The sequence below is a fragment of the Bacillus sp. FSL H8-0492 genome, from assembly GCF_038006145.1.
In the GTDB taxonomy this organism is placed as follows: domain Bacteria; phylum Bacillota; class Bacilli; order Bacillales; family Bacillaceae_G; genus Bacillus_A; species Bacillus_A mycoides.
In genome coordinates this window covers 555576-576433 of sequence record NZ_JBBOUP010000001.1, presented here as the reverse complement: position 1 = coordinate 576433, position 20858 = coordinate 555576, and the positions used below count along the sequence as shown (strand labels likewise).

At 34.8% G+C, this 20858-nt stretch carries 19 protein-coding genes and 1 pseudogene; 1 reads left to right on the top strand and 19 read right to left on the bottom strand.

What is annotated here, in order from left to right; genetic code table 11:
• Positions 1 to 8: 8 nt before the first annotated feature.
• The 13 genes from MHH66_RS02970 to MHH66_RS02910 all read right to left on the bottom strand — a co-directional run bounded on the left by MHH66_RS02970 (position 9) and on the right by MHH66_RS02910 (position 12342).
• A complete protein-coding gene (locus tag MHH66_RS02970) occupies positions 9 to 830 on the bottom strand; it encodes a transporter (protein WP_078185206.1) in 822 nt (273 codons plus the stop codon).
• 235 nt (positions 831 to 1065) lie between these two features.
• Positions 1066 to 2304, bottom strand: coding sequence for a sensor histidine kinase (locus MHH66_RS02965; protein WP_016101860.1), 1239 nt, complete (start codon positions 2302 to 2304; stop codon positions 1066 to 1068).
• Positions 2305 to 2315: 11 nt separating this feature from the next.
• Complete coding sequence (locus tag MHH66_RS02960; RefSeq protein ID WP_002091066.1) at positions 2316 to 2987, bottom strand: response regulator transcription factor; 672 nt, start codon at positions 2985 to 2987, stop codon at positions 2316 to 2318.
• 212 nt (positions 2988 to 3199) lie between these two features.
• The gene (locus MHH66_RS02955; protein ID WP_078185205.1) at positions 3200 to 3904 is read right to left on the bottom strand and encodes a metallophosphoesterase family protein; all 705 of its coding nucleotides are present in this window, start codon (positions 3902 to 3904) and stop codon (positions 3200 to 3202) included.
• 419 nt (positions 3905 to 4323) lie between these two features.
• Positions 4324 to 5700 carry an ABC transporter substrate-binding protein gene (locus MHH66_RS02950; protein ID WP_002134301.1) on the bottom strand — a complete coding sequence of 459 codons (1377 nt, stop codon included), beginning with the start codon at positions 5698 to 5700 and terminating at the stop codon, positions 4324 to 4326.
• Between the two features lie 27 nt (positions 5701 to 5727).
• The gene (locus MHH66_RS02945; RefSeq protein WP_002125118.1) at positions 5728 to 6549 is read right to left on the bottom strand and encodes a carbohydrate ABC transporter permease; all 822 of its coding nucleotides are present in this window, start codon (positions 6547 to 6549) and stop codon (positions 5728 to 5730) included.
• Positions 6546 to 7478: a carbohydrate ABC transporter permease gene (locus tag MHH66_RS02940; RefSeq protein WP_078185204.1), complete on the bottom strand. Its 933-nt coding sequence runs from the start codon at positions 7476 to 7478 to the stop codon at positions 6546 to 6548. Before MHH66_RS02940 ends, MHH66_RS02945 begins: the two co-directional genes overlap by 4 nt.
• A complete protein-coding gene (locus tag MHH66_RS02935) occupies positions 7478 to 8575 on the bottom strand; it encodes an ABC transporter ATP-binding protein (RefSeq protein ID WP_078185203.1) in 1098 nt (365 codons plus the stop codon). Before MHH66_RS02935 ends, MHH66_RS02940 begins: the two co-directional genes overlap by 1 nt.
• Complete coding sequence (locus tag MHH66_RS02930; RefSeq protein WP_002010401.1) at positions 8572 to 9138, bottom strand: glycerol-3-phosphate responsive antiterminator; 567 nt, start codon at positions 9136 to 9138, stop codon at positions 8572 to 8574. Before MHH66_RS02930 ends, MHH66_RS02935 begins: the two co-directional genes overlap by 4 nt.
• Before the next feature lie 296 nt (positions 9139 to 9434).
• Complete coding sequence (locus MHH66_RS02925) at positions 9435 to 10115, bottom strand: GNAT family N-acetyltransferase (RefSeq protein ID WP_078185202.1); 681 nt, start codon at positions 10113 to 10115, stop codon at positions 9435 to 9437.
• A gap of 170 nt (positions 10116 to 10285) precedes the next feature.
• Positions 10286 to 11158 (bottom strand): ankyrin repeat domain-containing protein, encoded by an 873-nt coding sequence (locus MHH66_RS02920; protein ID WP_002029673.1) that lies wholly within the window; start codon positions 11156 to 11158, stop codon positions 10286 to 10288.
• Between the two features lie 289 nt (positions 11159 to 11447).
• Entirely contained in the window at positions 11448 to 11951 is a 504-nt protein-coding gene (locus MHH66_RS02915) for a nitrous oxide reductase accessory protein NosL (RefSeq protein ID WP_078185201.1), read from the bottom strand.
• A 136-nt stretch (positions 11952 to 12087) separates the two neighbouring features.
• A complete protein-coding gene (locus tag MHH66_RS02910) occupies positions 12088 to 12342 on the bottom strand; it encodes a hypothetical protein (RefSeq protein WP_002010394.1) in 255 nt (84 codons plus the stop codon).
• Between the two features lie 255 nt (positions 12343 to 12597).
• Between MHH66_RS02910 and MHH66_RS02905 the strand changes: the two genes are divergently transcribed.
• The gene (locus MHH66_RS02905) at positions 12598 to 13902 is read left to right on the top strand and encodes a CitMHS family transporter (RefSeq protein WP_002091080.1); all 1305 of its coding nucleotides are present in this window, start codon (positions 12598 to 12600) and stop codon (positions 13900 to 13902) included.
• A 69-nt stretch (positions 13903 to 13971) separates the two neighbouring features.
• Here the strand turns inward: MHH66_RS02905 and MHH66_RS02900 are convergent, their stop codons facing one another.
• The 6 genes and pseudogenes from MHH66_RS02900 to MHH66_RS02880 form a co-directional block, all read right to left on the bottom strand.
• Positions 13972 to 14664: a response regulator gene (locus MHH66_RS02900; protein WP_002029668.1), complete on the bottom strand. Its 693-nt coding sequence runs from the start codon at positions 14662 to 14664 to the stop codon at positions 13972 to 13974.
• Positions 14664 to 16274, bottom strand: a complete 1611-nt coding sequence (locus MHH66_RS02895) for an ATP-binding protein (RefSeq protein ID WP_002010387.1) — start codon at positions 16272 to 16274, stop codon at positions 14664 to 14666. Before MHH66_RS02895 ends, MHH66_RS02900 begins: the two co-directional genes overlap by 1 nt.
• A gap of 162 nt (positions 16275 to 16436) precedes the next feature.
• Positions 16437 to 17297 carry a methyl-accepting chemotaxis protein gene (locus MHH66_RS28530; protein ID WP_372361859.1) on the bottom strand — a complete coding sequence of 287 codons (861 nt, stop codon included), beginning with the start codon at positions 17295 to 17297 and terminating at the stop codon, positions 16437 to 16439.
• Positions 17298 to 17378: 81 nt separating this feature from the next.
• Positions 17379 to 18413 (bottom strand): annotated as a pseudogene (locus MHH66_RS28525) (HAMP domain-containing protein); the annotation flags it as partial.
• Positions 18414 to 18692: 279 nt separating this feature from the next.
• A complete protein-coding gene (locus MHH66_RS02885) occupies positions 18693 to 20246 on the bottom strand; it encodes a flotillin family protein (protein ID WP_078185199.1) in 1554 nt (517 codons plus the stop codon).
• Positions 20247 to 20258: 12 nt separating this feature from the next.
• Positions 20259 to 20807 (bottom strand): NfeD family protein, encoded by a 549-nt coding sequence (locus MHH66_RS02880; protein ID WP_078185198.1) that lies wholly within the window; start codon positions 20805 to 20807, stop codon positions 20259 to 20261.
• Positions 20808 to 20858: the final 51 nt, after the last annotated feature.

The window sequence follows — 20858 nt, the reverse complement described above, 5'->3', positions numbered from 1 at the left end:
CGCCCTTTTTAATTCGTTAAATACGAATAAAACGCATCAGCATCTGTTTGAACCATAGGAACAAACTTAAGCTCTTTTCCCTTTTCAGGTTGTTCAAGATTTATCTTCTCCGCTAAATCTTGAATCTTCAAATTCGTTCTATCCATACCTAGCTCATCTGCTATTTCTATTACCTTTTGCTCATTTATTTCTCTTAATACTTGATATATATCTTTGCCATATAAATCAATATGATATTTTTTTGCTTCTTCCTGTACTTTTTGTTCGTACACTTCTTGTGCTAACTCTTCCATCTCTTTTCCTTGTTGAGCAATACCTAGCTTTTCTGCTTCTTCTCTAACTTTCGTTCCGTAGATTTCTTCGGCAATGTCTTCTATTTCTTTTCCATTTGTCGAAATACCTAATTTATCCGCTTCATCATTAATTTTAATCGTATTAATTTGAGTAATCAAATTCACAATCGATGTATTATCTATAGATATGCCTAGTTTTGACGCTTCTTGCTTCACTTTTGTTTCATAGATTTCTTCTGAAAGAGTTCCGACATCTTTTCCTTCTGCCGAAATACCTAATTGTTCTGCTTCTCTTCCTACCTCAGTCTCATGAATTTCTTTTTCTAACGTAATTTGTTCTTTCCCATCCGTTTCAATGCCTAACTTTTCCGCTTTTTCTTCCGTATGCATTGCATGTATTTTCCCATCATTTAATTGTTCTTTACTACGCTGCGTGTAATCTGTCTTTCCTTTTTTCATTCCAGAAGGAGAGGCACCCCCTAATATACTTAAACTCATTACTCCAATAGTGAATACCGTCATCATTTTCTTTTGCAAAATTAATTCCTCCCTCTCACGCTTTCTTTTCCCAGCTTTCCCATAATTTTTTTTATACTATACATAAACTTCATCTCTGTTAGAAATAACCTTATGATTTATCCAGTTCATTCAAAAAAACCTTACAGCTTTTCTTTCCATCACAAGCTTCCATGATGTAATACATGATACAAGTTGTTCCTTAACTTTCCCTTAAAAAAAGACGACCTTGTAAAAAACAAGGTCGCCTTCTCACTTATAATCTTTGGTTTTTAGGAAAAATCACTTCAAAACAAGTTCCTTCTCCCCATTTGCTCTCTACCGATATTTTCCCATAATGCTTTTCTACAATCCAATTAGCGATTGAAAGACCTAACCCAGCTCCTTCTGACATACTTCTTGCTTTGTCTCCTTGATAAAAACGATCAAATAAATTTGGAATATCTTCTTCTTTAACTCCTATCCCATTATCTTTCACCCGTATACGAATTGAATTACTCGTTTGTGTGCAATCAATTTGAATATGCCCATCTTCATTCGTATACTTCATCGCATTATCTAACAATATGACCATCATTTGATGGATTCTCTCTCTATCACCCATAAACGTTATATCACGTTCTACTTTTAATATCATCGCTTTTTCTTGATAAGAGGCAATTTCTTTATATGGATTTATAATTTCTTCTAACAACTTATCCAGTTCAAATGTTTTCTTATCCATCTCAATTTGATTAGAATCCGAACGTGCTAACAACAATAAATTGCTAACGAGTTTCGATAGCCGCCTACATTCTTTTGAAATTGTAGAGATATCCACGGCTTTTTCTTCTATCGTAGCGGATGGGGACTGGAATAATACATCCGTTTTTGATTGAATAACTGCAAGCGGTGTTCTTAATTCATGTGATGCATCGGAAACGAATTGCTGCTGTTTCTCCCATGAATTTTGAATAGGTATGAGTGCCCTGCCAGCTAGGAAAAAACCGATACCTATTGCACATAGACTGCCTATGCTACAACCTATTATGAGAATTAAAAATAAAGTATTTAGCATTTCTTCTTCAGCTGTTGTATCACGTACAATTTGAACTATTTTTCCATCTTCTTGAAACGCGAACGTTCTAAAATATCGTCCTTGCACTTCAATATCTTGCAAATCCCCTACCTTTTTTGGAGAAAACTTTTCCAAATCCCCTTCAAAGTTAGAGCGAAATTTATGGTTATCGCCTTCTATCTCCACTATTTTTCCATTCCAAGTTATTATAGTTATCCGCGGGTCTCGAATTTTGATATTCTCTATACGTTTTCTTGGTGGTGGCATTTTAACATCAAATTTTTCTCTATACTGAGTTATCATTTTTATAGATTGATCCACTTCATTATAAGTACGCTTGTATGTGTACGAATAAATAATACTACCTAATACACCTATTAATAGGATAAATACTAACGAATTCAATATAGTTAGACGAATACGTGTCTTTTGAAACATGCTTCCCTTTCTCATTGTTCTTTTAATATATATCCAATACCACGAACGGTTTGAATATCTTTCTGATAACCGAATGGTTCTAATTTTTTACGTAAATGATGTACATACACTTCTACAATTGCTACTGTCGTATCAGAATCAAATCCCCAAACACGATCAAAAATTTGTTCACGCATTAAAATCTTCCCGCTATTTTGAATGAGATACTCTAGTAGCTCATATTGTTTTAATGTCAGCTTAATACCTTGTCCATCTACTTGAATGTCTTTATCTTTTCCGAACAATTCAATCCCTTTATAGCGAATGGTCTGCTGTGTTGTTAAACTACCACTTCTGCGTAGTAATGCACGAATTCTCGCTTTTAATTCAGGGGCCTGAAACGGTTTAACAATATAATCATCTCCACCAAAGTCCAATCCTTTCACTCGATCTTCTAAAGAATCCCTCGCTGTCAAAAACAGGACTGGCGTTTCAATCTTTTCATCACGTATTTTTTGAATCACTTCAAATCCGTCCATTTCTGGCATCATCACATCAAGCAAAATTGCATCATAAATGTTTTGCAGCGCCAAAAACAAGCCGTCTTCCCCATTCATTGCCGTATCCACTTCAAATTCATCACGTAAAATTTGTACGATAGACTCTAATAACGAGGCATTATCTTCTACTACAAGTAAGCGCATATTCTCACCTTCCACAATCTATTTCAACTCTCTTTATTATTGCATCTCTTCTCTTCATAACGAAATAATGTAATCATATTATGTAATTTCATTTTCAACTATTTCCTTCTAAAGTTTTGCTCGATATAAAATTTTGAACCTTTATTATAAAGGCTCTTTCTTAAATTTTGCTTAATAAAAAATTGAAAGAAATAAGATTCCTCTTATCTCTTTCAATTTTTTACTACATATACCTTTTTACTTGGCAACTCCAAACAATTTAACTGACCACCATACACAGCCCCACCATCAATTCCAATAATACGATTACTACCAAAATACACTCCGCAATTCTCACTACCATGAAGCATTTTTGTTTCCGTATGGCCAAATACAACAACCTTTTCGCCGCTATATCCATTATGAAATTCATTACGGATCCACATTAATGTATATGGTTCAGATTCAGAAACTCGGTTCATCGGCTCAACACCAGCATGTACAAAGATATACTCTTCTGTTTCAATGTAATGATCTAATTCTTGAATAAACGTTACATGTTCCTCTAATATATGAGATTGTAAAATCGGTTTTTGGAAGTTTCCCTCATTAACCGCAATGTCTTCTTCTACAAATCCATAGCTATATAACGTTTTATCTCCACCATTCCTTTTTACCCAATGGTTCCATGAACGTTCCTCATCAGTCGTTAACGCCTTGATCATCATATCTTCATGATTGCCCTTTAGAACGAGGGCTCCCGCTTCTTTTAACTCTTTTACCTTTTCAATTACTGCACGCGCATTTGGACCACGATCTATATAATCCCCTAATAAAATCAATTGATCCTGTCCTGCATCGTATTGAGCTTCTTCCAATAACTGTTCGAACTTTTCTATTTCTCCATGAATATCACTAATAACAAGTATTCTCTTCATTTCTTCCCCTTCTTTCTAAACCATTCTCTTTCTAATTATAGATTAAAACGACAGAAATTTCTGAATTATAATTCGAAATAGCATTTATTACAAATAAAGCTATTATCCTTACAACACTGTAAGTCTCTTGTCATCCAATTCGATAGTTGCAATTACTATATTTCTTTATACTAAAAGTAAGAAATGAAACAAAAAACAAGGAGAGATGAGATATGAAAAAAGTGATGGAAGTTGTAGTAGCAGTGGCAGAGGTTTTCGTAAATGGTAAACAAGTTGCAATGGAGTTAAACAAATAATGAAAAGGACAATATTCTTTCTAGACCCTTTACTCATATAAAAGAGATAAGACTTCATCATTTCTTTGATCCCTTATCTCCCAATAGAGAAAGCCGCATCCTGAAAAAGGATGCGGCTTTCTCTTATTTTTGACTCGTACGAGCTGAAATACTAATTGCTCTATCTGTTGTTTTTGCAGCTTCATCTAACGCTTCTTTACTATTTTTCCCGTCATACATTGCTTCTAATGCTTTTACGACTGCATCTCTTGATTCTGGGAATACACTAATTAATGCACCTTGAGTTGCTGGAGATTGCTTCGTTGCTTGTAATTGCTCTACCGTTACTTTTAACTGCGGATACTTTTCATACTGCTCTTTTACTAACGGCTCATTATATGCATCTGGATTAATTGAGAAATATCCTGTTGCAGTATGCCATTTTGCTTGTACATCTGGCTTCGTTAAATATTTCATAAAGTCCCAAGCACCTTGCTGCGTTTCTTCTGAAACCATATTCGTCATCCATAATGAAGCACCGCCAATAACAACACCATTTTGTTTCGAATCTTCTGGATACGGAATATACGAAACGCCTACATTAAACTTAGATGCATCAATTAAATCACGAACACCAGCTGAAGAATCTAAATACATAGCAACTTGTCCAGACTGGAACGCAGCACGAATATCATCCCAACTTGCTCCATACTTTCCAAGTGCACCAGCTTTATTTAATTCATCTAACATCCCAAATACTTTTTGACCTTCTTTTCCGTTAAATACCGCTTTCTTTGCAGCATCTTTACGGCCGTTTTCGTTGTCTACATATAAAGCACCTTGTGTCGCTAACAACTCTTCAAAGAACCAACCATAATTCAGCATTGAAAATCCATACTGCTTTACATTTCCGCCTTCTTTAATCGTTAACTTTTTCGCCGCTTCTTTTAACTCATCATATGTTTGCGGAGCTTTCTCTGGATCTAATCCAGCCTTCGCGAAAGCATCCTTATTATAAATTAATACTGGTGTAGATGAATTAAACGGCATAGAATACATTTTTTCATCAACTGAATAATAGTTCGTAATTGCTTTTTCTAATTTTGATGTATCGTACTTATCTTTTTTAATCCAGCTATCGATAGGCGTAATCTTTTTGCTATCAATCATATACTTCGTTGTAATTTCACTCGATTGAACAAGAGCTGGCGCTTCTTTCGTTGCAGACATCGTTTTAAATTTCGTTAAAGACTCTTCGTATGTTCCTTGGAACTCTGCCTTTATCTCGTATTTATTCTGCGACTTATTATAGTCTGCAACAAGCCCATCTAGTACACCTTGTGTTTTTCCACCCATTGCATGCCAGAAACGAATTACAGTTTTATCACCATTCTTTTCAACTGGAGCTACCTTTGCCTGTGCTTCAGGTTTCCCCTCTGTTTTACTATTTGAACAAGCTGCGCCGGTTAATGCCATTGTGGCTGCCATTAAAAGAGCAGCACTTTTTTTCAATAAACTCATCTCAATCCCACCTTTTCCTATGTATGCTTATTTAATTGCACCTTTTGTTAATCCTTTTTGTAATTGCTTTTGCCCTAAAAATAGTAAAATCAACGTTGGAATGACGATAACCGTAACACCGGCCATTACACTGCCCCAATCAGTTGCAACTTCTTGAGATTGAAGCTGCTTTACACCAATTTGAACCGTTCTTACTTTTTCATCAGTGGTTACTAAGAGCGGCCACAAATACATATTCCACGTTGTTAAAAAGCTATATACTCCAAGCGTAATAAAACTCGTTTTACAATACGGAATTACAACACTGAATAAAAACCTTACATTTCCAATCCCTTCAATAAAAGCAGCTTCTTTCAGTTCATTCGGAAGTGTCATAAAATGTTGACGTAGTAAGAAAATACCGAAAGCTGTTGCAAAAAACGGCACCGTCATCCCAGCAAAACTATTAATCCATCCGAAGTTTTGAATCGTTAAAAAGTTCGGTACCATCGTTGCTTCCCACGGAATAAGCATTGTTGAAATAAACAAGAAGAAAATTAAGTTTCTACCTTTAAACTGAAGAAAAACAAAAGCATAAGCTGCTAAACTGGATACGATAAGTTGTCCAAGCATAACAACTGTCGATACAATTAAACTGTTATATAAGTATGTAAAAAGAGGTACTTTTTGAAAAATATTAATGAAATTATCAAAAGTAAATTGAGTTGGAAATAACCTTCTCATTTGAATATCGTCTGGTGTCATAAAGCTTATTAAAAACGCATACAGTACAGGAAAAAACACCATTACTGCACTAATAATGAGCAGCATGTATAATAGGAAATTTTGTTTCCACTGTTTAACGATCATTTATAATGCACCTTTCTCTCAGCAAACTTAAATTGAATCAATGTAGCAATAAAAATGAAAATAAATAATACCATCGCTTGTGCACTTGCTGTTCCAAATTGATGATTTACAAATGCCTCTTTATAAATCGAGTACACAATTAAATTCGTTGCATCATTCGGTCCACCGTGCGTTAAAATATCAATTTGTCCAAAGCTTTGGAATGCACTAATTAACGTTACTGTCACGATAAAAAATAAAGTTGGTGATAGCATCGGTAATGTGACGCGGCGCAGCTTATGTAAATAACTAGCACCATCTATAGATGCACTCTCATATAAAGACGTATCAATATTTTGTAAACCACCTAATATAACTAAAAATGCAAATCCTGTATTCACCCAAACCGTTGTAACCGATACAGAAAACAGTGCCCAGTCCGGACTCGTTAACCATGCGATTGCCGGAAGATTCATAGAGGCTAATATATTATTAAATAACCCTACACTTGGATGAAATAAAAATAGCCAAATCACTGCACTAGCAGCTACTGATATTCCCATCGTTGAAGAAAACAGTACTCGGAATAACCCGATCCCTCTTACTTTTTCATTTGCAATTAATGCAAGAAATAAGGCGAATACAATGCTAGTAGGAACTGTATATAAAACAAATAATAAAGTTGACTTTATACTTTTGTATAAAGCAGGATCCGAAAATAAATATTGATAATTTTCTAAGCCAACGAAAAGATTAGCTTCTCCGTGTATATCTGTTAAATAAAAGCTATAGTAGATCGTCCTAAACAATGGATAGAAAAGAAAAATTGAAAATAACAAAATAGATGGCGCCAAAAACAATAATCCTATTCTTAAATCTTTCGTTCTGCCCCATAAACTCTTCTTTTTTGACACTGTTGTTTGAACTGGTAACTTACCTACTTCAATCATTATTTCGCCACCACTTTCAACTCTTCTTCAGCCACCACTTTTAATCGTTCATTCTTATTTTGATGAAAGAAGCATAGTTTTTCTTGCGAGAATAATAATTTTACTTTGTCACCTTTGTTCAGGAGTAACTGTCCGATGACTTTCGCACTCCAAGTTGTTCCATTTACCGCAAAGTTTAATATAGATTCATTCCCTAATACTTCTACAGATTGCAGCGTCACTTCTTGTCCTTCCTCAGACAGTGCAATATGCTCAGGACGCATACCTATTCGAATAGTTCCTTCTGGTAATTGCTTTAGCTGTCCAATAGATAATAGGATTTGCAATTGCCCTATATGTAATATGCCTTTTTCTTTATCCACTTCCCCATCATTTATATTCATAGAAGGAGAACCTATAAAACTTGCAACAAATTCGTTTGCTGGTTCGTTATATATATCAAGCGGTGTTCCAACTTGTTGTATACTTCCTTTATTTAAAACCATAATACGATCTCCCATAGTCATTGCTTCTATTTGATCGTGAGTAACGTAAATCATCGTAATTCCTAATCGTTGCTGAATTTCTCTAATTTCAATCCTCATCTGTGCACGTAATTTCGCATCTAAATTCGAAAGTGGTTCATCCATTAAACAAATCGGTGCTTGACTGACGATGGCCCTAGCAAGTGCAACACGCTGTCTTTGCCCGCCTGATAATTGGCCCGGTTTCATTTTCACATACTCTTTCAGTCCTACCATTTCAATAGCTTCCATTAATCGCTTTTGTCGCTCTTCTTTTTGTACCTTCCTTACCTTAAGTCCAAATAAAATATTTTCTTCTACAGTTAGGTGTGGATATAATGCATAATTTTGAAATACCATTGATAGATTACGGTCTTTCGGCTCTAAATCATTTGCAACATGTTCATTAATAATTAAATCTCCCGAAGAAATTTCTTCTAAACCAGCCAGCATTCGTAATAATGTACTTTTTCCACATCCCGAAGGTCCAACTAAAACAAAAAATTCTCCTCTTTTAATATGAACTGATACGTCTTTAACTGCTGTCTCTTCCGCATTTTTATATACCTTTGAAACATTTTTCAATTCAATCACAAGGTTGCACTCCTTTTTTCTTCTTGTATCCACACTTCATAATGACTCGTTGAAATTGCACTTGCTCCTGCACGAATTGCGATTTCTGCATCCTCTCGCGTTTGAATCAGCCCACCTGCAATAATAGGGAATTTTATTTCCTCCGCTAGCTGTTTAATAATAGAAGGCATAATGCCAGGCATAATCTCTACTGCATTCGGTTTAGTCGTTTTACAATTTTCAATTGATTTTGTAAGAGATAAAGTATCAACAATAAAAATGCGTTGAATCGTTTTCAATCCAATTTTATTGGCATTTCGAATTGTCGATCCCTTTGTCGAAATAATACCTTGTGCTCCGATAACATCTTGAATATATAAAAGTGCTTCCTCTGTGTTCGTATTTAAGCCTTGTATAAAATCACAATGAAGAAATACATCGTGTCCATGTTTCTGTAGTTCATATACACGCTCTGGTAACTCCAGCATTGAACCAGTCATAAGAAAAACTGTTTTCGGTAATTTTTTGTATGTTTTGTACCCTTTCCAATCCTTTATCATCGCAATATAAGGTTCTTTAAACATTCATTCCACCTAGCTTTTCTATTTTTATCCAAACTAAAAACACCTACTTACATAGAACACCTTTCTCCTTATTTGAACTCTAGGGAATAGAGCACACTTAAGAAAGCGGCACGTTATATGTAAGCGGGTGTTCTCAAATGTTCTCTACCCTAGTTATTTTGTTACCTTTACTATATTACGCATTTATTAAGTCAGTTTTGATAAATTGTTAATTAGATGTTAATATTCACCATATTACTTTTACAATAATCTAGATATACGAATAAACCCCAACAGAACACAACAATGTTTAAAATTCAATCAATGTGTAAATTCATTCCATAGTTAATGAGTTTTAGTTTTCTCGCCACTGCTTGCGAAGCAAAGTTATCCCAAGAAGTACTATAAAGCGGAATGCGCTTTTCCTCTTGTATTGATAGTGCCCAGGCTGTAACGACATCAGCACCATATCCATTCCCTTGAAACTCCACTAAAGTTTCTACACTTGCCTCAGCAGCTACGGGCGTACTTCTGGCACTGCAACATATAGAAACTACCTTTTCATTTTTTACAATTGCAAAATACGGTCGCCTCCATTCCATCTGTTCTATTAGATTAGAAAAATTTTCTCGCAAAAGCTCTTTATTCTTCTCTGTTATTTGTATTGTTCTAGTTGGCTTATGTAAATTATTAGGGAACACGAAAGCAGGACCCACCCAAATATTCTCCACCGTTCTCTCTTCATTTAATACTTTAATAATCTTTGCTATCTCAATGTGATTTGAGCATTCTCGAATTAATTTCTCAATCTTACTTATCATTTCACCATGCAGTTTATAATGATACCTCGTTATATTCCCTTCACGAGTTCTGCTAAGAAAAAAACGTGGTGCTTTCAGATTTCCATTTTCATTTACACACTTTATTCTTCCTACTTGATTATGAACAAATAAAACTTCTGCCTGAATTGCTATTAACTCAAGTTCTGAAAATCGCATTTATACCCTCCTTAATTACTATTTGTAGCCTTCTCGATATAGCATCCATCCATTTTTTCAAAACAAAAATCCCATTTAAATACACATTACTGAATCCATCATACTAAAATGACTTCTTCATTCTGTCTATCTAAATGGGATTATCTCGTGCTTTTTATTTCTTCAGCTTGTTATTCTGCCAGTTGTGGTTGCGGCTGTACTACTTCATTCGCTCCAGCTATCCTCAACATATTCGCAATATCTTTAAAACCTCTTTTTTCAGCATATTGCAGCGGCGTAATATTTTCCTTATTGGCCATATTTACATCTGCCCCGTGGTCAATAAGCATTTGAATTACTTTCTTATGACTTTCACTACCATTTCCTAATACAATTGCTTCTAATAAAGCTGTTCCACCACGTTCATTCTTATAATTCACATCAATATCTGTATGCTCTAATAATTCTTTAACAACCTCTACATGGCCACGCTCAGATGCAGAAATAAGTGCTGTTCCACCTGACTTAGTCGTTTCCTTCGTATTAACTCCTGCATTAATTAATACTTTTACAATATCCGTATATCCTTCTCTACTTGCATAAAGAAATGGATTACTTTGTTTTTCGTCTTGAATTTCAATATCAGCACCCGCATCAATTAATGCTTTAACTGTCTCTACATGATTTTGATACGTCGCTGCAAGGACAGGCGTTTCTCCGTTGTCACCTTCTACATTGATATTCGCTCCATCTTGGATCAGCTTCATAGCTGTTTCTGTGTCTCCAAGCGTCGCAGAAAGTAGCAACTGTTTGTCCATTAAATTTATACTTTTTTCTTCTTTAGATTCTTCCTGTTCTTTATGCTTTTCTTTTTTCTTTTCGTTTTTCACATGAACCGGTTTTGATTCTGGCTCCTCTTGCTTATCGCAAGCCACTACCGTCATTAAAAGTCCTAATAACATACATAATAAAATTTTTTGTTTTCTCACAACTACAGCTCCTATGAAAGATAATGTTTTCTTAACCATTCCTCCATCACATACAATAACTCTTCTTGAGTACATTTATCCATAAGCCCTTTAGATTCCTTCTTTAATCGGATTATCTTAAACTTATACTATGTTTCTCAACCTATTGGAATGATACGCCTGATGGCCTCATCATTAACATTATGAAGCAATTAGTTTAGCACGTTTTTACCGCATTTGTATATATTTCTAAAAAGTACATAAATGATTGCTTTAGGTTACTATATTCCATTGTAACCGTTCTTCTAAAATTTTTACACCTTTTCTATATTTGCACCTGAGTAATAATAGAAAAAGACAACTATATAGTTGTCTTTTTCTATTATTAATGATGCCCACCGTGATTCCCTGTTTTCGGTTTTCCCATCATCTCTTTATTCATTTCCCATTTATGCTCTGATAGCTCTTTATACGAAAGAACTTTCCCCTTATAGTTAGATACAAAACTCTCTGCATCTTTTTTATTTTTAAATGAAATGACATTATAAGCCATCGGTGTCGTTATTGTTTTATCATATACGTAAGTAGCATCTTCTAACGAAACCCAATCTTTCGAATCATAATCTCGAACAAATTTTTCTTTCGTCTTTTCACCTGAATTGATCTCCATCCATTTATACATGCAGCCAATATCATCAAATTTTAATGCTTTTCCACTCTCCAAAATAATTTCTGTTGTGAATTGATTATCCATTACCCCTATTTGACAAATATCACACTTATCGTTTTTCTCATCAACTGCAACAACTTCTATTTCCTTTTTTCCACACCCTACTATTGTAAATACGAAACATAAACATATAACAAGTACGACATATTTTACCCTCATTAATATTCCTCCCTAAAAACCGTATACTCCACGAAAAGAATAGCAGAAGGTTGTGTGAGATTTGTGAAAAAACAATGTTCTTTTTGTAATATATGGAACAAAAAAGAGATGTGCAGTTACTTCTACACATCTCTCATCATTCACAACCAGTAATTAATAAATCATCTTCCAGCTTAACTAATAATGTATCCGTATCAATTTCCTGTCCAACTTCTACATTTACTAATCTTATATTTCCACTGATCCCTATCCCGATTTTCTCAAGCTCACCATCGTGCTTTCGAATCATCATTAATTTTTCCCATTCATATACGTAAGAGGATTCATTAATAAAAATCTCCTCTACTTTGCCTTTACATGAACTATAAATCTCTTCTATTCTTGTTTCCATTCAAAATCTACTCCCTACTTCACGCGCTTCTCGTTTTCACCTTATTCTACCATTCTTGTACGAAGGCATTTATCTTTTTAAAAATTCAAAATTACCTCATGAACAAAATGATCAAAATAAAGATTATGTTTCTAATGATGTTATTTCTTTAATTATTTACCATTCGAATTGAACCTTTTATTATAAATAAAAAACCTTTTATCTGAATTTTCATTTTATATTGAAAGCGCAATCATTTTTTGAGGGGGAGATTACATGGTAGCATTACTTGGATTTGCAATGGTATTCGTCTTTATGTTTTTGATTATGACTAAACGTATGTCAGCCTTAGTAGCATTAATATTAATTCCAATTACTTTCGCATTAATTGGTGGCTTTTATGCCAATATGGGCCCGATGATGTTAGAAGGAATTCAAAAGCTAGCACCTACTGGTATTATGCTTATGTTCGCCATTTTATATTTCGGAATTATGATTGATAGCGGTTTATTCGATCCTGTTATTAGTAAAATTTTAAAATTTGTAAAAGGTGATCCTTTAAAAATTGTTGTTGGTACAGCTATTCTTACTATTATCGTTTCATTAGATGGTGACGGAACAACAACATATATGATTACAGTTTCCGCAATGTATCCACTATATAAACGTCTTGGAATGAATCCACTTATATTAGCTGGGGTTGTTATGTTAGGGGCAGGTGTTACAAATCTTACACCTTGGGGTGGACCAACTGCTCGGGTTATGAGTGCTCTTGGACTTGATGCATCAGAGCTCTTCACACCACTTATACCAGGAATGATTGCTGGTGCAATTTGGGTAGTTTTCGTTGCCTATTATCTTGGAAAAAAAGAAAGAAAACGTTTAGGAATTATGGATGTACAATATTTAAAACAAATGCAAACAATGGATGAGCAAGCTGCGACAGTTGAAGCTGAAATACATAAACGCCCGAAACTGCTATGGATTAACTTTTTATTAACTGCTTCCCTCCTCGTTTGTCTCATACTAGAGATTATGCCGTTACCTGTTTTATTTACAGTCGCTTTTGCTATTGCTGTTATGATTAACTATCCTAACTTAGAACAACAAAAAGAGCGTATTGCGTCTCACGCTGGAAACGTATTAGCGGTTGTTTCTCTCGTCTTTGCTGCTGGAATTTTCACAGGTATTCTATCTGGAACAAAAATGGTAGATGCAATGGCTCAAAGTGTTGTTACTCTTATACCAGATGCACTTGGCCCCCAACTTCCAATTATTACAGCTTTACTAAGTATGCCGTTCACATTTTTCATGTCTAATGATGCCTTTTACTTCGGTGTATTACCTATTTTAACGAAAGCTGCTGCCGCTTACGGAATTAGTGCAGCAGAAATGGGACGCGCTTCGTTACTCGGTCAACCTGTTCACTTACTGAGTCCCCTCGTTGCTTCCACTTATTTATTAGTCGGAATGGCCAAGGTTGATTTTGGTGAACACCAACGATTCACTTTACTTTGGGCTGTTGGAACGACAATGGTTATGTTGATTACTGGAATTGTAATTGGAATTATTCCAATATAAGATGAAACTAGAAAAAACAGTAGAGGAAATGTAATAATCCTCTACTGTTTTTATTGTTGTAAAAATCCCCTATGAAGAAACGCGGAAATACCTTCTTTCTGGCCTTCCCACACTTCCATATATAAGCTCCGCATGCACTTTCTTTCCAGAGATCAAATACTCTAAATAGCGCCTAGCAGTTGATCGGCTTACACCTACCATTGAACTTAGTATCTCTGCAGTAATTCCCTCTTCATTAATAGTTAGCATATGCTTTTTTATTTTTGCTAACGTTAAAGGGTCGATTCCTTTTGGCGCATATTCTATTTGATTTGCCTGCACCCCTCTTTGGGACCATAGATGTTCAATCTGTTCTGAAGATAATTGAGTATTTTTCTTTAACTTCGTAATCTTCTTTTGATAACTTTCTAAACTTGTTTTAAACCGATCAAATGTAAGTGGCTTTACAATATAATCTGTTACTCCGCCTCGTAAAGCATGTCGCACTACATCCGTCTCTGATGCGGCTGTAATCATAATAATATCTGTATCATGCAAATTATGCCTAATATATGTGACGAGTTCAGTCCCTTGCATGTCAGGTAAATATACATCTAATAAAACGAGTTGTGGCTTTACAAACTCTAACCATTCTTTCGCCTGTTCCCCAGTCGTTGCTGTTCCAATTACTTTAAACCCTTCAATTTTTTCAGTAAAACGACGATGAATTTCCGCAATCCGAATATCATCTTCTACAATCAATACTTCAATCCCCTCATTCATTACAATTCGCCTCTCTCTTTCGGTAATGCAATGATAAATAAAGCACCACCTAAATCCCCTTTTTCAATCGCAATACTTCCATTTAAATCTTCCACTAACTCTTTCACTTTCGCTAATCCATATCCACGTTTTTCGCCCACTTTCGTCGAAAAACCTTTATAGAATATACTTGTAATTATTTCATCATGAACACCTTGTCCTGAATCTTCTACTTCAATTAATATTTCTTCCCCAATGTCTGTTACAAACATTCTTACTTTCTTATCATGATCTTGATTTCTTTCAATTGCTTCAAATGCATTCGTGATCAAATTCCCTAAAATAGAAACAACGTAATTACTCTCAATATGCGGACTTAACTCTTCTAAACTACTTTCCCGATCTAACATAAAATCAATCTTCAACTCTCGCGCCCTATTATAAAATCCAATTAAAATCCCACCTAACCATGGATTTTGAATTCGTTTCATAATAAATTGAACGAACTCTTGATATACTGCCGTTTCCTTATGAATAAGCTCTAAAGCATCTTCATACGACTCTAATTGAATAAGACCTGAAAGCGTATACAATAAATTGTTATATTCGTGCGTTTGCGCCCGCAATGCCTCTGTATACTGCCGTGTTTGAGATAATTCCGCTGTTAATTGATCCATCTCAGATTTCAGACGTAAACTGGATACTACACCAGTTACTTTATGATTAACTTTAATAGGTAGGCGATTGGCAATAACATCCTGCCCCTTTATATTTAATTGGCGATCAAATTGTTCTTCTCCGGTTTGAAGCACATCCAGTATCGATGAATTAGGAATAACATCTAAAATAAATTCTCCCATTATATTTTGTTGTTTATCTAAAGAAAGGATATCGTATGCCGCTTGATTTACTAAACTAACCATTCCATTTTTATCGATTACTACAATCCCTTCACGTACAGATTGAATAACTGTACTATGCTCCTCGTATAAAGATGAAATTTCTTCTGGCTCCATTCCAAACATCATCCGCTTAATACTTTTTGCTAAATATACAGAGCCTATTATCCCAATTAACAGACCTGTTATTGTAATCCAAAACACACGCTTTCCATACACTTCTATCGCTCCATGAATATCATCCATTGAAAAACCAACAGATACTACACCAATAATTTCATTATCCTGATTACGAATCGGGACTTTTCCGCGTAGTGAAGGCCCTAATGATCCCGTTGCTTTCGAAACATAAGATTCCCCTTCTAATAGAACCCCTTCATTATCTCCGCCAACCATTCTCTCTCCAATTTTATCTCGCTTAGGATGCGCATAACGAATACCATCTTTATTTCCAACTACAATAAAATCAGCATCTGTTTCGATTCGAATTTTTTCTGCAATTGGCTGAATAATAGAAGCTGGATTTTCTTTTTGAAAAGCTTCCCCGATTTCCGGTATAGCAGCAACTGTTTTCGCAACATACAGCGCTCTTTTTCCGATTTGGTCTTCTACTGTTTCAGATAATATGTAGTAAAATAAATAACTCGTTAACAGCAGTACAACAAGAATAAGTGTACTAATAGTTAATGTAATTCTCGGTTGCAGTTTCAATTTCTTCAATTTCAAAATCATTCCCCTAACATCAATGAAGATAGAATTTAAAGAAAATACAGTCTTTTGTTTTCGTATTTAATCATAACACGATTACTATATATTTCTTCACTTTATCTCATTACCGTTGCCATAAAAAAGAAACGAAGTAAAATGATTACCTCGTTTCTTAACACTTGCCTCTTATACTTTAAACTTGCCAATCATCCCTTGTAATTCTTCCGCCATTTGCGATAGATGAACTGCTGCTGCATTTATTTCATCTACTGAAGCTAATTGCTCTTCAGAAGAGCCCGCGATATTTTGGACGCTTGCTGCGTTTTCTTCAATCGTTGCTGCAATTTCATTAATAGATGCACTTACTTGTTTTGCATCTACCGTCATTTGCTTCGCTACTTCTACCATACTATCAATTTGTACTACTGTATCATTTGTAGATTTCAATATTTCTACAAAGCTTTTCTTCGTTTCATTTGCAACTACAAGCCCTGATTGTACCTCTGTCCCAACTTGATTCATAGAGCTTACTGTTTCTTTTATATCAAATTGTATCTCTTTCACTAGCTTATCAATTTCCGTAGAAGATTGTCCCGATTGTTCTGCTAATTTCCGTACTTCATCGGCTACAATTGCAAAACCTCTTCCTTGTTCCCCAGCTCTTGCAGCCTCAATTGCAGCATTTAATGCTAATAAGTTTGTCTGCTCTGCAATATGTTGAATCACTTCAAGGATTGCTCCAATTTGTTTCGACTTATCATCTAATAAAACAATGACTTTATCTGACTTTGAAACAGACTCATGAATTAATTGCATTTGATTCACAGTTTGCTCAACTAACTTTCCACCATCTTCAGCTTTTTTCTTCGTATACATAGAGGCTGTAGATACTAATGAAGAACTATCTGCAACACGCTGAACTCCTTCTGTAACTTCTTCTAATAATGTTGCTCCTTCTTCAACTTCTCTCGTTTGTATTTCAGCCCCACTCGATACTTGCTCTATCGCCTGTGTAATTTGTTCCGTTGCTTCACTTGTCTGCTTCATGCTAGCTGTTAATTCTTCTGAAGATGCTGCTACATGACTTGCTGAAATATTTATATTTGAAATGACATTATGTAATGATAATGCCATCTCGTTAAAGCTTTCTCCTAACTGCCCAATTTCATCTTTAGAATGAACTGTAATTGATTCTGTTAAATCACCTTCACTAATTTTTTTCGATGATATTACAAGTTGTTTTAACGGTTTAATAATAGAAGCAATTATAAAGTAAATTAAAACCCCGCCGATCATTAATGAAATACCAATAACAGTTATCGTTTTATAGAAAATAGGCTCCGCCGCTTGAATAATTTCTTTTGAAGGCATAATTCCTGCTATTTTCCATCCAGTTTTCTTACTCGTTTTAAAAGTAATATTACGATCTTCACCATCTAATGAATAATGAAAATCACCAGCTTCCTGTTTATAAAATTCCTTACTAAGTTTCTCTTCTAATTTCTCTCCTGGCTTCAGTGTCGGGTGTGCGACTACATTTTTATCTTGATCAAATATCGCTACATACCCTTCCTTACCGATATTAACCATCTTAGAAGTAGTTACAATATCATTGATAATTAAGTCAATCCCGAGAACACCACTTTTATCTTCGTTTTGTTTTGCTAGTGTAATAACAATATTCCCTGTCGTTTTTGACTTATATGGAGCAGTTACAATCACTTCTCCGCTTTTTTTCACTGCCTCTTTATACCAATCTCTTTCTGTAGGATTATATCCTTCGGGCATTTGAATAGCTGGTGATTGAATAAATTGTCCATTGCTAGATCCTGTATAGATCGCTTCCATTTCTGGATGTAATTTATTATATTCTTCTAGTTTATTTTGGATGTTTTGAATTTGATCCGCTTGGTAACTTGATTGTGTAAATAATTTTGTAAAATAAGTTGCATCTACTTTTTTACTATCCAATTCCTTATTAATTACATTATCCAAAATTTTTATATTATCTTTCGCCGATTTTAAAATCGTTTCATTAAAATTTGTTTTCGCCTGCTGATAAGACGTCCAACCAATTACAATACTTGGAAGAATTAAAATAATAATAAATGATACAAGTAACTTTGTTTTTAAGCTTCTACTCCTTAATTTTCCTTGAAACATATTCCTACCCCTCCATACCGTTTTAAATGCAATTAATTTACATTTAATCTCTTTATACAAATCATACGATTTAAATGTATTGATGAGACCCTCTTTCTCTTTTCCCTCATCTTTCTCTACATTTAAAGTATTGTTACATACCTTTTTCATTCTATAGAATTTAAATAATTAAAACAATATATAAAAATGTACATTATTCGAAATATTACATTTCACGAAAGAACCTCTAGTATCCCATTTACTAGAGGTTCTTTTCATCTTGCTATTCTTTATCTTTGTTTATTTCTTCTCATCTTCTACTACTGATACTACAGGTTTATCATTTGATAGTTGTTGCACGGCACCTTTTCCAGCGAATCCTTCTAGTAATTCTTTTAAATCAATGCCAGAAGAAGCTTTTAACGTTTCTTGCATTGTTGCCATTAAATCAGTCGCATAGCCTGCAACCTTACCGGCACCGCTATTCTTACCACCGCCGCCTGTATCAACAACTGTAATTTTATCAATATTGCTAAGTGGACTTGCGATTTCTTTCGCATAACTTGGAAGCATTTTTAGAACCATATCCATAATTGCCGCTTGCCCATATAATTCAAATGCTTCTGCAATTTTTTGTTTCGCTTCTGCTTCTGCTAAACCTTTTAACCTAATAACATCTGCTTCCGCTGTACCTTGCGCTTTTTGTACTTCCGCTTTCGCTTGACCTTGCGCTTTTTCAATTTCTGCTTTTGCTAAACCTTCTACACGTACTTCTTCTGCACGTGCTCTTGCTTCTGCTTCAATTTTATATTGATCCGCATCTGCTTTTTTCATTTGTTTTACTTTTTCCGCTTCGGCTGATTGTTCAACAGCATAGCGATCTGCATCTGCCTTTTTCTTTACTTCTGCATCGTATTGCTTTTCACGACGCGCAATCTCTTTTTCTTCTAACTCAATTTGCTTTTCACGCTCAATGATTTTAACTCGCATTTGCTCTTCTGTAACACCTTGTTGCGCTTTCGCTTGTTGTAATTCATAAGAAAGATCTGCATCTGCGCGAGCTTGTTCTTGGTCTCTCTTATAAGATTGTACTTTTAATTCCTTATGCTTTTCAGCTTCAGCAATTTGTGCATCACGTTGATATTCTGCTTCTTTTGCTTCTTTCTCAGCACGAGCTTTTTCAATTCGCGCTTCTTTTTCACGCTCTGCATTTGCAACTGTTGCATCACGCTTAACCATTGCAATTTGCGGCTGACCAAGTGCATCTAAGTAACCGTTTTTATCCATTATTTCTTTAATTGTAAAGGAAACGATGCGAAGTCCCATCTTCTTCAAATCAGTAGAAGCCACTTCATGCACCTTTTGTGCGAATTGCTCTCTATTACTATAAGCATCTTCTACTGTCATAGAAGATAAAATAGCACGTAGATGCCCTTCTAAAACTTCTTTTGCTTCTACTTTTAACTCTTCCGTTTCTTTTCCTAAATATTGTTCAGCTGCTGTAGAAACTTCTTCAATTGTCGATCCTACTTTAATAATAGAAACACCGTTTACTGTAATCGGTACACCTTGTTTCGTATACGTATCACGTGTTCCAACTTCTAATTTGTAGTTTAATAAGCTAAGAAGTTCTGCCCGTTGCATAATTGGAACAACGAAAGTACCACCACCGCGGATAATCTTAATCTTCTTTCCATCATCAGTGGTAACGACATTCTTTCCACCACCAAGCCAGTTCCCTGTTACAATTAATGCTTCGTCCGGGCCAACTGTACGATACTTCGTAATAAATACTAAAATGAGTAGAAGTAAAATTGCGAGTAAAACTCCACCGATAATTAATGGAATCGTCATGTAAATTCCCCCTTATAATTTTGGTTTTTTTAAAGAATAAGCGATGTTTTGTACAAGTAAAACACCATCTTGAACTCCCTCAATAATGACCTCGGTTCCTTGTGAAATATCTTTTTTCCCAATTGTTTTCGCTGGTATTGCATTACTTCCAAATTGGGATGAAATTAATACTTCTCCAAATCCTTCTTTCGGAATCGATATAATTACTTCTCCTTTTCGGCCAATAAATTCATCCATACGGTGCATTGTATTTTGCTCTGCCTCTGCAATTGGTTTTAAAATTAGTATTTTCATTATGAAAACACCGATAAAAGATATAGCAAATGAGCCACCAAAAGTAATAATGCTATTAAAGGAAAATAAATATTCTCCTATATAACTAAATCCACATAACATTGCAAAAAAACTAAGTAATAAAGTTACAACGGATACAGATCCGCCTCCAAAACTAAATATTGATTCAAAAATATCTCCAAAAAAGATATAAATAACAGTAAGTATAGTTGCAATTGTAAATCCGTATAAATAAATTGTTTCAAGTGGATAACCAAACAAGACCATTTCTTATCCCCCTTTCTTAAACAACCCTCTTTTTATTTGTATGAATCACCT